The sequence below is a fragment of the Pseudomonas sp. SMN11 genome, from assembly GCF_052041945.1.
In the GTDB taxonomy this organism is placed as follows: Bacteria; Pseudomonadota; Gammaproteobacteria; order Pseudomonadales; family Pseudomonadaceae; genus Aquipseudomonas.
Map to the genome: position 1 here is coordinate 1 of NZ_JBKGGW010000035.1, position 12,162 is coordinate 12,162.

Sequence of the window (12,162 nt, forward strand, 5' to 3'; positions counted from 1 at the left end):
CAGACTCCTCTGGCAACCCCTCATCCAGGTGCAGCCAAGGCAACCTGCTGCCTACCCAGATGTGCCGCCTGGCCGGCACTCGCTCCGGGTGGTCCAGCGTCGCCACCGTCACATCAATGGTTCCCGGGCTATGTTCGGTCACCAGTGCCACATGCGCCCCACACTCCCCACAGAAATACCGCTTGCAGCTGGCCGGTGCCACATAGCACTGAGGCCGCCCTGCCATCCAGCGGAAGCCGGTGCGGGGCAGGGTGACCCAGGTCACCACCAGCCCGCCGCTGACCCGCCGGCAGATCGAACAATGGCAATGGGCGACATCCGTCAGGTCACCCTGCAGCCGATAGCGCAAGGCGCCGCAATGGCAGCCACCCTCGGTTACATCCTGCATTACCTACCTCCCGTCGCCGTTTTCCCGGCGAAAGCTGGCTGAAAGCTTGCCCCCCTAGGATAGCCGCCACTACCGGCACAAGACCGGTCAGCCAGGGCGCCCGGAAATCTCCGCGCCCGGCCCATCAACAACAACAATGGTGATTCTGATGTATTCCTGCGCCCGCCTTCATGTAGCCCCCCGATCGATGCTCCCCGTGCAGCGCCACACGCGCTGATCCGCCCGAATAGCCATTCCTTTCGCTGCGCCACGCCTGGAGTATTGCCATGCTGACCTTCCTCGGCTTTGCCATGGTCATCACCTTCATGTACCTGATCATGACCAAGCGCCTGTCGGCCTTGATCGCGCTGATCCTGGTACCGATCCTGTTCGCGCTGTTTGGCGGTTTTTCCGCCAAGATCGGCCCGATGATGCTCGAGGGCATCAGCAAGCTCGCGCCCACTGGCGTGATGCTGATGTTCGCCATTCTCTACTTCGCCCTGATGATCGACTCCGGCCTGTTCGACCCGGCCGTGCGCAAGATCCTCAAGCTGGTCAAGGGCGACCCGCTGAAAGTCTCGGTCGGTACCGCAGTGCTGGCCCTGGTGGTCTCCCTCGACGGTGACGGCGCCACCACCTACATGATCTGCTGCGCCGCCATGCTGCCGCTGTACAGCCGCCTGGGCATGAGCCCGCGGATCATGGCCGGCCTGATCATCCTCGCCGGCGGTGTGATGAACATGACCCCTTGGGGTGGCCCGACCGCCCGCGCCGCCAGTGCCCTACACGTAGACCCGTCCGACATCTTCGTGCCAATGATCCCGGCCATGGCCTTCGGTGTGCTGGCGATCCTGGCCATTGCCTACATGTACGGCAAGCGCGAACGTGCCCGCCTGGGTGAACTGCACCTGCCGACCGATGACATCGACCACAGCGAAATCAGCGTGTCGCAGTTCCCGGAAGCACGCCGCCCCAAGCTGATCTACTTCAACGGTGCCCTGACCGCCGGCCTGATGGTCGCGCTGATCGCCGGCGTGCTGCCGCTGCCGGTACTGTTCATGATTGCCTTCAGCATCGCGATGATCGTCAACTACCCCTGCCTGCAGCAGCAGAAAGACCGCATCGCCGCCCACGCCGGCAGCGTGCTGGCCGTGACCGGGCTGATCTTCGCCGCGGGCATCTTCACCGGCATCCTGTCCGGTACCGGCATGGTCGAGGCCATGTCCAAGAGTTTGCTGGCGGTCATCCCTGAAGCATTGGGCCCGTACCTGGCGGTGATCACTGCAATCGTGAGCATGCCGTTCACCTTTTTCATGTCCAACGACGCCTTCTACTACGGGGTGCTGCCGGTGCTGTCGGAAGCGGCCAGCCATTACGGCATCAGCCCGGTGGAAATGGCCCGTGCCTCGATCGTCGGGCAGCCGGTACACCTGCTCAGCCCACTGGTACCTTCGACCTACCTGCTGGTGGCCCTGGCTGGTATCGAGTTCGGCGATCACCAGCGTTTCACGCTCAAGTGGGCAGTGCTGGTATGCCTATGCATAATGTTCGCCGCGCTACTGATGGGCATTTTCCCGCTGTTCAGTAGTCTTTAATTAACACGCATCACCCAACGCGATGCGCCCCTGACGGGGTGCATCACCTTTATCGTTTGAAGGAATACACATGGAATGGCTGACCAACCCGGAAATCTGGGTTGCCTTTTTTACCCTGACAGCGCTTGAGATCGTCCTCGGGATCGACAACATCATCATGATCTCGATTCTGGTCAGCCGCATGCCCAAGCACATGCAGCCACGCACCCGGATCTTCGGCCTGGCCCTGGCCATGGTCACCCGCATCATGCTGCTGCTGTCGATTACCTGGGTCATGCGCCTGACCGCCGACCTGTTCGTGGTGTTCGGCCAGGGTATCTCCGGGCGTGACCTGATCCTGTTCTGCGGCGGCCTGTTCCTGCTGTGGAAAAGCTCGCAAGAGATCTACCACGGTCTGGAAGGCGAAGATGAAAGCGCAGACGAACCCAAGGGCGCTGGCGGCAAGTTCTTCTACACCATCATCCAGATCGCCATCATCGACATCGTGTTCTCGCTGGACTCGGTGATCACTGCCGTCGGCATGGTCTCGCACGTGCCGGTGATGATTGCCGCCATCGTCGTCGCCGTGCTGGTGATGATGGCCTGCGCCGGAGCCATCAGCGACTTCATCGACAAGCACCCATCGCTGAAGATGCTTGCACTTTCCTTCCTGATCGTCGTAGGTACTGTGTTGATCGCCGAATCTTTCGACGTGCACGTGCCGAAGGGCTATGTCTACTTCGCCATGGCCTTCTCCCTGGCAGTGGAGGCAATCAACATACGTATGCGCACCGCCATGGCGCGCAAGAAGGGCAAGGAGCACGACCCGGTGAAACTGCGCAAGGACATTCCGGGTCAATAAGATCAGGACGCGTGCATTATCGAGGGCCCTCCGGGGCCCTTTTTCATGTACAGGCTTTCATGACAGAAACATTTCAAATGCTTTCAGAGCATGCGAAGCTGGCGCAAGGTCCGCAAAACAACTAAAGCTTGAGTAAGCACTGGATCGAAACACCCACCCCCGGGCCAGGCTTACGGCTTCACACAATTTGGCTCCGCTGCTGGAGCCTCAGAACAAAGGGGGGCTCGACCATGCTGACCCTGCTCAACCTGCTTTCCGCCGTGACCCTGCTGGTGTGGGGCACACACATCGTTCGTACCGGCATCCTCAGGGTGTTCGGCTCCAACCTGCGCCGCGTGCTCAGCCAGAACATGAACAGCCGGCCCTTGGCGTTCATTGCCGGCATCGTGGTCACCGCCGTGGTGCAAAGCAGCAACGCTACCGCGATGCTGGTCACTTCCTTCGTCGGCCAGGGTTTGATGGCCATGACGCCAGCATTGGCGATCATGCTTGGCGCCGACGTCGGTACCGCGCTGATGGCCCGGGTGCTGACCCTCGACCTGTCGTGGCTGTCGCCGCTGCTCGTGTTTCTCGGGGTGATCTTCTTCCTCTCGCGCAAACAAACCCGCGCAGGGCAACTGGGCCGCGTGGCAATCGGCTTGGGCCTCATCATCCTGGCGCTGGAGCTGATCGTCCAGGCAGCGACGCCTATCACGCACGCGCAAGGGGTGAAAGTACTGTTCGCCTCATTGACCGGCGATATCCTCCTCGACGCCTTGGTGGGCGCGCTGTTCGCCATGGTTTCGTATTCGAGCCTGGCTGCCGTATTGCTCACCGCTACCCTGGCTGGCGCAGAGGTGATCAGCCTGCCGGTAGCCATCGGCCTGGTAGTCGGTGCCAACATCGGCAGCGGCCTGCTGGCGTTCATCAGCACCAGCATGCAGAACGCCGCTGGCCGCCGCGTGGCGTTGGGCAGCCTGCTGTACAAGCTGATCGGCCTGGTGCTGATCATCCCTGTGCTGCACCCACTGGTTGAGTGGATGGACAGCCTGAGCTTCAGCCCGCAGGAGCTGGTGATCGGCTTCCACCTGCTCTACAACACCCTGCGCTGCCTGATCATGCTGCCGACGGTCAAGCCCATGGGCCGCCTGTGCAACACGCTGCTGCCCGAACGCGAAACCGGCAATGGCCAGATACGCCCGCGCCATCTCGATGCCTCGGCGCTGACCACGCCCAGCCTGGCCCTGGCCAATGCCGCCCGCGAAACCCTGCGCCTGGGCGACATCGTCGACAGCCTGCTGGAAGCCATGCTCGGCGCCCTGCGCGGCACCCAGGCCGCCATGCCCCAGCAGGTGCGGGCCTTGAGCGAGGATGCCGAAGCGCTGTACAGCGCGATCAAACTTTACCTGGCGCAAATGCCACGGGAAGACCTCAGCGACCAGGACAACCGGCGCTGGGCCGAAATCATCGAACTGGCGATCAACCTGAAACTGGCCTGCGACCTGATCGAACGCATGCTGCGCAAGGTGCAGCAGCAGAAAACCAGCCAGCGCCGGGAGTTTTCCCAAGTCGGCCTGGAAGAACTCACCGGGCTGCAGGAGCAGCTGCTGGCCAACCTGCGCCTGGGGCTGTCGGTATTCCTCAGCGCCGATCCGGAAAGCGCACGCCTGCTGCTGCGCGAAAAGCGTCGCTTCCGCGCCCAGGAGCGGCGCCTGGCCCATGCCCATGTCAGCCGTTTGCAGCGTAAGGTGGTGCAAAGTATCGAGACGAGTTCGCTACACTTGGAGCTGATCGCCGACATGAAGCGGTTGAACTCTTTGTTCTGCAGCAGTGCCTATGTGGTACTGGGTGGCTCGGACACTGGCGGGCTGCTGCTCGACAGCGTCCCGGAAGATGCCCACCTGTCCTGATCTCGCACACCTGGAGACCGTCGCTCGCCCATGCGTTGCCTGATGTTCGTTTGCCTTCTGATCTGCAGCCTGCCCTCATTTGCCCTCGATCGCTCGCGGGTCGAGGGTTACCTGTTGCCCAACGGGCTGCAGGTGATCCTGAAGTCCGGTTATGAGCGCGACCATGTGGCGATCCGCCTGGTGGTGGGCGTTGGCCTGGATGACTTCAACTGCGAGCAGAAAGAGTTGCCGCACCTGCTTGAACACCTGCTGTTCACCGGGATCGACGAGACCGGCGAAGGCGGGCTGGAAGAACGCCTGCAGAGCCTGGGAGGCGAGTGGAACGCCTTCACCAGCAGCGCTGACACCACATTCGTCATCGAGGCGCCGGCACGCAACCAGCGCAAGGTACTCGACCTGATGCTGGCAGTCGTCCGCGACACGCGCATCGACGCCAAGGCCTTGGCCACGGCCAAGCGCATCATCGAGCGCGAGGATGGCGGCCACTATGGTCACCTGCAGCGCTGGCTCGACCGCCAGGACATCGGCCATCCGGCCAGCGACCAGCTGGCCACCGAGCTGGGCCTGAAATGCCCTGAGCGTTCCAATGTCGCGGACATGACCTTGGAGCAGGTCACAACCCTGCGGGATCACTGGTACGCCGCCAACAACATGACCCTGATCGTTGTCGGCGGCCTGGATCGCCTGCTGCCGGCCTACCTGGAGCGCACCTTCGGCGAATTGCCTGCTACCGAGCCGGAAGAGCGACGTACCCTCGAAAGCATCAGCCAACAGGCCGAGCAGCGCCGCGACCTGACCCGCGGCCTGCTGGGCGACAGCGTCAAGTTGCACTGGCTGTTCATAGAGCCGGTCCTGGACAGTGACCATCAGCAGACCCTTGACCTGCTGTCGCGCTACCTCGACTGGGCCGTATACGACCAGCTGCGCCTGCGCAACGGCCTGTCGTATGGGCCATCGGTACAACGCGAAAGCTTTGGCGACAGCGGCATGCTCAGCCTCAATGCCGACCTTGAGCGCGATGACATCGACCCAGCCGTGAAGGTGATGCAGCAGCTGTTCGATCATTTGCGCAAGGACGGCCTCGACCCGGATACCTTTGCCCGCATCAAGGATGCCGCCGTGGCCAAGGAAAGCTGGAGCACCCAGGGCAACAGTGCGCTGGCCGATTATTACTGGGGGGCGCTGAACGACTACACCCACGGCCGCTTTGCCGACCCGGCGCGCAAGTTGCGCAAGGTGACGCTGGAAGAGGCCAACGCGGCCCTGAAAGAATTGCTCAAGGATCAGGGTTACCTGCGCATCGAAAAGCCGTTCCTGGGGTATGACGAGCTTTATGGCCTGGTTGCCTTGTTGCTGGGACTGATACTGGCGCTGGGGCTGCTGCGCTGGCGACGGCACAAACCGGACCGACCGAGTGGTGCTACACGGCAGTAGTGAATCGGCGGTATCCTTTTGCCAGTACCGGCCCTTTCGCGGGCAAGCCCGCTCCCACAGGTACTGCACTGGTTTTAGATCCTGTGCGATACCTGTGGGAGCGGGCTTGCCCGCGAAAGGGCCGGCACAGCCACCCAATACTTCCGTTGTAGACCCATGCCCCCAATACCCCACTTCGTCCAGCGCGTCATCGAGCTGCTCAAACGCTACCCCGGCGTCATCGCGCTCGGAGGTTTCCTCTCCGGAATCGGCAGCTTCATCCTGGTCGACCGCCAGGCCAGCCTGGCCAGCTGGATCGCCATCATCATGCTGGTCAGCTGGGTCTGGCTGATGCTGGAAAACACCCTGACCGGCCTGTTCACGCGCACCTTCAAACGTGAGATCCCGCAGCCGCTACTGCGCTACGCGACGCAGATGATCCACCAGGAAAGCCTGTTCTTCGTCTTGCCGTTCTTCTTCATCACCACCACCTGGAACAGCGGTCAGCTGGTGTTCACCGGCCTGCTTGGCGCCGCCGGGCTCATCTCGATCATCGACCCGCTGTACTACAAGTGGTTGGCGCCACGGCGCTGGCTGTTCCTCGCGATGCACACCCTGACGCTGTTCGCTGCGCTGCTCACTGCGCTGCCGATCATCCTGCACCTGACCACCGCACAGAGCTTCAAGCTGGCATTGATTGCAGCCATGGTGCTGTCGTTCCCGAGCCTGCTCAGCAGCTTCCCGATCACCACCTGGCGCCGCGGCGTGGCACTGGTGCTGATGACCCTGGCGGTGGGCGGTAGTGGCTGGTTGCTGCGTTCGTGGGTGCCACCCGCGACGCTGTGGATGACAGACGTGGCGGTGAGCACCGAAGTACTCAATCGCCAGCCCGGCGAATCGCTGGAGGAGATTGCCGCCAGCCGCATTCGCAGCAATGGCTTGTACGCCTACACCGCGATCAACGCCCCCCGAGGCTTGGACGAGCGCATTTACCATGTGTGGCAGAAGGACGGCCAGGAGGTCGATCGCATTGCCCTGGACATCCATGGCGGGCGCAAGGAAGGCTACCGTGCCTGGACCCACAAGCAGAACTTCCCGCCCAACCCGGTGGGCAAGTGGCAAGTCCGGGTGCTGACCGAGGATGGCCAGGTGATCGGTGTGCTGCGCTTCAAGGTGGTGGACGACGCGCCCGCGCCGTGACAGTGGCGAAGGACAGCACATATTCAACAAACCGCTCCATGCCCGCTGCGCTATGATCAGCCTCTAGCCCAGCCGGATGCATGGAGCCTATGACCACACCCAGCGCCACCCTGGACACCAGCTGCCAGCCGGCCTGCCTGCGGATTGCCGGTGACTGGACCCTGGCCCACTACGCCAGCCTCAGGCGCGACAGCGAACGCTTGCGCACCCAGTACGGCACCGATACCGCCGTCGACCTCAGCCAACTGGGCCGCCTGGACACCGCCGGTGCCTCACTGCTGGCCGAGCTGCTCGGCTCCGAGCGCCTCTCGCACTGCACCAACGACCTGCCTGACGCCAGCCGCGCCCTGCTCAAGAATGTCTACTGCTCGGTGCAGGACTACTGCATCCCGATCAAGGAGCCCGAGCGCAACGTGCTGCTGGTGCTGCTGGAGCGCATCGGTTGCGCGGTCGGGACGCTGTGGCAGGACACCATGCAGCTACTCGGCTTCCTCGGCCTGATCATCGAGACCCTGCTGCGCCGCCTGCTGCAGCCACACCGCTGGCGCGTCACCCCAGTGATCGCGCACATCGAGCAGACCGGGCTGGACGCCGCCCCCATCATCGCCTTGCTGACCTTCCTGGTGGGCGCCGTGGTGGCCTTCCTCGGTGCCACGGTGCTGGCCAATTTTGGTGCAACGGTGTTCACCGTCGACCTGGTGGCCTTCTCGTTCCTGCGCGAATTCGCCGTGCTGCTGACCGCCATCCTCATGGCCGGGCGCACCGCCAGTGCCTTCACCGCACAGATCGGCTCGATGAAGGCCAATGAAGAGATCGACGCCATCCGCACTCTGGGCCTCAACCCGATCGAACTGCTGGTGGTGCCGAGGGTACTGGCGCTGCTGATTTCGCTGCCGTTGCTGACCTTCGTCGCGATGATCTGCGGCATCGTCGGGGGGGCGGTGGTCTGCGCCCTGTCACTGGGCATCTCGCCAGCCATGTTCCTGTCGCTGCTGCAAAGCGACATCGGCGTGCAGCACTTCCTGGTCGGCCTGGCCAAGGCGCCGATCTTCGCCTTCCTGATCGCTGCCATCGCCTGCCTCGAAGGCTTCAAGGTCAGCGGCAGCGCCGAATCGGTCGGCGCCCACACCACCTCCAGCGTGGTGCAATCGATTTTCGTGGTCATCGTGCTGGATGCGGTGGCGGCGCTGTTCTGCATGGAGATGGGCTGGTGAGTGGCCGGGAAGCAGTGATCGAGGCACGGGGCATCTGCAATCGCTTCGGCAGCCAGGTGGTACACCAGGACCTCGACCTGGACTTGTACCGCGGCGAAATCCTCGCGGTGGTCGGCGGGTCGGGGAGCGGCAAGTCGGTGCTGCTGCGCAGCATCATCGGCCTGCGCCGCCCCAACGAAGGGCAGGTCAAGGTATTCGGCGAAGATCTGGCCGGGATGCGCGAGGAACAACGTTCGCTGGTCGAGCGCCGCTTTGGCGTACTGTTCCAGAAAGGCGCGCTGTTCTCGTCGTTGACCGTCACTGAAAACGTCGCCCTGCCGCTGATCGAGCATGCCGGCCTGTCGCGCGCCGATGCCGAGCACCTGGCCGGGGTCAAGCTGGCCTTGGCCGGCCTGCCCATTTCCGCCGCCGACAAGTACCCAGCCTCGCTCTCCGGCGGCATGATCAAGCGCGCAGCCCTGGCCCGTGCCCTGGCGCTGGACCCGGACATCCTGTTCCTCGACGAACCCACTGCCGGCCTCGACCCGATCGGCGCCGCCGCCTTCGACCAGCTGATCCTGACCCTGCGCGATGCCCTGGGCCTGAGCGTGTTCCTGATCACCCACGATCTCGACACCCTCTACACCATCACCGATCGCGTCGCCGTGTTGTCACAGAAGAAGGTACTGGTCGCCGGCCCCCTGGCCGAGGTCGAGCAGACCAACGACCCCTGGATCCACGAATACTTTCACGGCCCACGCGGGCGCGCAGCCGAACACGCCGCCGCCAGCGCCGGGCAGGAGCGCTGAACGATGGAAACCCGAGCTCATCACGTCCTGATTGGCCTGGTCACCGTCCTGGTGGTGGCCGGCGCCATGCTGTTCGGCCTGTGGCTGACCAAGTCCAGCGTCGACGACGCCTTCAAGGATTACGAAGTGATCTTCAACGAAGCGGTCTCGGGCCTGTCCCGGGGCAGCCCGGTGCAATACAACGGCATCAAGGTCGGCGATGTCACCAGCCTGCGCCTGGACCCGAAAGACCCGCGCCGGGTGCTGGCCCGTGTGCGCCTGAGCGGTGACACCCCGGTCAAGGAAGACACCCAGGCCAAGCTGACCCTGGCCGGGGTCACTGGCAACTCGTTCATCCAGCTCACTGGCGGCACGCCGCAGAGCCCGGAGCTCAAGGGCAAGGACGGCAAGCTGCCAGTGATTGTCGCCTCGCCGTCGCCAATCTCGCGTCTGCTCAACGACAGCAGCGACTTGGTGACCAACATCAACCTGCTGCTGCACAACGCTACGCAGATGTTCTCGGACAGCAACATCGAGCACTTGAGCAACACCCTGGCCAACCTCGACCAGACCACAAGCGCATTCGCCAACCAGAACGGCGGTGTCAGCGAGGCGATCGCCCAGCTGGCCCAGGTCGGCAAGCAGGCCAACGCCACCCTGGCCGAAACCCAGGCACTGATGCGCAACGCCAACGGCCTGCTCGGTACTCAGGGCAAACAGGCCATCGGCAGCGCCGAGCAGGCCATGCAGTCGCTGGCTGAGAGCGCCGCGACCCTCAACAGCCTGCTGCAGGACAATCGCCAGTCCATCGACGATGGCGCCCAGGGGCTCAACCAGCTGACCCCGGCCATCCGCGAGCTGCGCGAAACCCTGAACTCGCTCAAGGGCATTTCCCGGCGCCTGGAGGCCGACCCGAGCGGCTACCTGCTGGGCCGTGACAACAACAAGGAGTTCCAGCCATGACCCCATCGCTGCGCCTGCTGGCCCTGGCAGCCACCCTGAGCCTGGCCAGCGCCTGCTCGATCCTGCCCAAGAGCGAGCCAGTGGATACCTACCGCCTGCCCGTCAACCAGGCCAGCCATAGCGCCAACCCGGTGGACTGGTCGTTGCGCCTGAACAAACCGCTGGCCAGCGAAGTGCTGGCCGGGCCTCGTATCGCAGTGATTCCCCAAGGCAATGTGATCAGCAGCTACAAGGGCGCCCGCTGGAGCGACCCGGTGCCGTTGCTGGTGCGCAACCGCCTGCTCGATGGTTTCCAGCGTGACGGCCGGGTGCAGCGGCTGAGCGCTGACGACAGCAACCTGCAGGCCGACTACGAGCTGAGCGGCGAACTGCAGGCGTTCCAGAGCGAATATCAGCCGGGGGGCAAGGTGGAAGTGGTGATCCGCTACGACGCACGCCTGGTGCAAGGCCGCAGCCAGCGCATCCTCAGCAGCAAGCGCTTCGAAGTGCGCCAGCCACTGGCAGATACCCGGGTGTCAGCCGTGGTCGCCGGCTTTGGCGCGGCCAGCGATCAGCTGGCAGGGCAGGTGGTGAACTGGACCGTGGCGCAGAGCGCCCAGGCTCAAGCAAAGAACCAATAGCAGACGCAGATGGCCGCGATCACACCGGATAGCTCGGCCAGCAAGGCGCAGCCGACGGCGTGGCGCACCCGCTGGATGCCAACGGCGCCGAAATACACCGCCAGCACGTAGAAGGTGGTTTCGGTGCTGCCCTGGATGGTTGCCGCCACCAGGGCCGGGAAGCTGTCGACACCGTGGGTCTGCATGGTCTCGATCAACATGGCTCGCGCCGCACTGCCCGAGAACGGCTTCACCAGCGCAGTAGGCAGGCCCTCGACGAAGCGGGTGTCCAGGCCCATCCAGTTGACCACATGACGAATGCCATCCAGTGCCAGCTCCAGCGCACCTGAAGCGCGCAGCACACCCACGGCAACCAGCATCGCCACCAGATACGGCAGCAAGCTCTTGGCCACGTCGAAGCCTTCCTTGGCGCCTTCGACAAAGGCTTCATAGACCTGCACCCGCTTCAGCGCGCCAATCACCAGAAACAGGATGATCACCCCGAACAGCGTCAGGTTGCCGAGGATCGACGACAGGCTGGCCAGCGCTGTGGCCGACAAGGTGCCCAGAAAAGCCATGAAGCCGCCCAGCAGCAGTGCACCGGGGATCAGGTAGGCGAGTACGACCGGGTCCCACAGGCGCAGGCGCTGCATCACCGCCACCGACAGCAGGCCGACCAAGGTCGAGGCACTGGTCGCCAGCAGGATTGGCAGGAACACCAGGGTGGGGTCAGTGGCGCCTTGTTGGGCGCGGTACATGAAGATGGTCACCGGCAACAGCGTCAGCGACGAGGCGTTGAGCACCAGGAACAGGATTTGCGCGTTGCTGGCGGTCGTACTGCTGGGGTTGAGCTCCTGCAGCGCGCGCATGGCCTTGAGGCCGATCGGCGTGGCGGCGTTGTCCAGGCCCAGGCCATTGGCCGCGAAGTTCATGGTGATCAGGCCCAGGGCCGGGTGGCCGGGCGGTACTTCCGGCATCAGGCGGGCGAACAGTGGCCCGAGCACCTTGGCCAGCCATTCGACGATGCCGGCCTTTTCGGCGATCTTGAGAAAGCCCAGCCACAGGGTCAGGGTGCCAAACAGCAGGACCATGACTTCCACCGACAGCTTGGCCATGGCGAAGATGCTCTCAACCATCGCGGCGAAGATGCCGGCATTGCCACCGACCAGCCATTGGGCCAGGGCGGAGACCGCCGCCACCAGGAAAAAGCCAAGCCAAAGGCCGTTGAGCATCCGTGTGTTCCCCCTGAAAATTGCCCGAATGATAGCGTATCGGGGCCCATCACTGGCGACCGAGATCCCTGTAGGAGCGGCT

At 63.7% G+C, this 12,162-nt stretch carries 11 protein-coding genes; 9 read left to right on the forward strand and 2 right to left on the reverse strand.

Annotated elements, in window-relative coordinates; translation table 11 throughout:
• Nucleotides 1-388, reverse strand: a 388-nt coding sequence (locus ACLEJU_RS23095; protein ID WP_440776751.1) for a GFA family protein, incomplete at its 3' end; no start/stop codon positions are given.
• 266 nt (nucleotides 389-654) lie between these two features.
• Between ACLEJU_RS23095 and ACLEJU_RS23100 the strand changes: the two genes are divergently transcribed.
• The 9 genes from ACLEJU_RS23100 (at nucleotide 655) to ACLEJU_RS23140 (ending at nucleotide 10,869) form a co-directional block, all read left to right on the forward strand.
• Nucleotides 655-1,962, forward strand: coding sequence for a CitMHS family transporter (locus ACLEJU_RS23100; protein WP_294326110.1), 1,308 nt, complete (start codon nucleotides 655-657; stop codon nucleotides 1,960-1,962).
• Nucleotides 1,963-2,032: 70 nt separating this feature from the next.
• Nucleotides 2,033-2,803: a TerC family protein gene (locus ACLEJU_RS23105; RefSeq protein WP_435424038.1), complete on the forward strand. Its 771-nt coding sequence runs from the start codon at nucleotides 2,033-2,035 to the stop codon at nucleotides 2,801-2,803.
• A 230-nt stretch (nucleotides 2,804-3,033) separates the two neighbouring features.
• Nucleotides 3,034-4,692, forward strand: coding sequence for a Na/Pi cotransporter family protein (locus tag ACLEJU_RS23110; protein ID WP_435424039.1), 1,659 nt, complete (start codon nucleotides 3,034-3,036; stop codon nucleotides 4,690-4,692).
• A 30-nt stretch (nucleotides 4,693-4,722) separates the two neighbouring features.
• On the forward strand, nucleotides 4,723-6,126 hold the full coding sequence (locus ACLEJU_RS23115; protein ID WP_435424040.1) for a M16 family metallopeptidase: 1,404 nt from the start codon (nucleotides 4,723-4,725) through the stop codon (nucleotides 6,124-6,126).
• 156 nt (nucleotides 6,127-6,282) lie between these two features.
• A complete protein-coding gene (locus ACLEJU_RS23120; protein ID WP_435424041.1) occupies nucleotides 6,283-7,305 on the forward strand; it encodes a DUF5924 family protein in 1,023 nt (340 codons plus the stop codon).
• Nucleotides 7,306-7,385: 80 nt separating this feature from the next.
• Entirely contained in the window at nucleotides 7,386-8,519 is a 1,134-nt protein-coding gene (locus tag ACLEJU_RS23125; RefSeq protein ID WP_435424042.1) for an ABC transporter permease, read from the forward strand.
• Nucleotides 8,516-9,307: an ABC transporter ATP-binding protein gene (locus tag ACLEJU_RS23130; protein ID WP_435424043.1), complete on the forward strand. Its 792-nt coding sequence runs from the start codon at nucleotides 8,516-8,518 to the stop codon at nucleotides 9,305-9,307. The genes ACLEJU_RS23125 and ACLEJU_RS23130 overlap by 4 nt, the downstream gene beginning before the upstream one ends.
• Nucleotides 9,308-9,310: 3 nt before the next feature.
• Nucleotides 9,311-10,249 (forward strand): MlaD family protein, encoded by a 939-nt coding sequence (locus ACLEJU_RS23135; RefSeq protein ID WP_435424044.1) that lies wholly within the window; start codon nucleotides 9,311-9,313, stop codon nucleotides 10,247-10,249.
• Nucleotides 10,246-10,869: an ABC-type transport auxiliary lipoprotein family protein gene (locus ACLEJU_RS23140; RefSeq protein WP_435424045.1), complete on the forward strand. Its 624-nt coding sequence runs from the start codon at nucleotides 10,246-10,248 to the stop codon at nucleotides 10,867-10,869. Before ACLEJU_RS23135 ends, ACLEJU_RS23140 begins: the two co-directional genes overlap by 4 nt.
• Here the strand turns inward: ACLEJU_RS23140 and ACLEJU_RS23145 are convergent.
• Nucleotides 10,851-12,080, reverse strand: coding sequence for a nucleoside recognition domain-containing protein (locus ACLEJU_RS23145; RefSeq protein WP_435424046.1), 1,230 nt, complete (start codon nucleotides 12,078-12,080; stop codon nucleotides 10,851-10,853). The genes ACLEJU_RS23140 and ACLEJU_RS23145 overlap by 19 nt on opposite strands.
• Between the last annotated feature and the right edge of the window lie 82 nt (nucleotides 12,081-12,162).

Coding starts and splice junctions, on each gene's coding strand:
- ACLEJU_RS23145 (WP_435424046.1), bottom strand. CDS start 12,080: ATGCTCAACGGCCTTTGGCTTGGCTTTTTCCTGGTGGCGGCGGTCTCC.
- ACLEJU_RS23100 (WP_294326110.1), top strand. CDS start 655: ATGCTGACCTTCCTCGGCTTTGCCATGGTCATCACCTTCATGTACCTG.
- ACLEJU_RS23115 (WP_435424040.1), top strand. CDS start 4,723: ATGCGTTGCCTGATGTTCGTTTGCCTTCTGATCTGCAGCCTGCCCTCA.
- ACLEJU_RS23110 (WP_435424039.1), top strand. CDS start 3,034: ATGCTGACCCTGCTCAACCTGCTTTCCGCCGTGACCCTGCTGGTGTGG.
- ACLEJU_RS23120 (WP_435424041.1), top strand. CDS start 6,283: ATGCCCCCAATACCCCACTTCGTCCAGCGCGTCATCGAGCTGCTCAAA.
- ACLEJU_RS23105 (WP_435424038.1), top strand. CDS start 2,033: ATGGAATGGCTGACCAACCCGGAAATCTGGGTTGCCTTTTTTACCCTG.
- ACLEJU_RS23135 (WP_435424044.1), top strand. CDS start 9,311: ATGGAAACCCGAGCTCATCACGTCCTGATTGGCCTGGTCACCGTCCTG.
- ACLEJU_RS23125 (WP_435424042.1), top strand. CDS start 7,386: ATGGAGCCTATGACCACACCCAGCGCCACCCTGGACACCAGCTGCCAG.
- ACLEJU_RS23140 (WP_435424045.1), top strand. CDS start 10,246: ATGACCCCATCGCTGCGCCTGCTGGCCCTGGCAGCCACCCTGAGCCTG.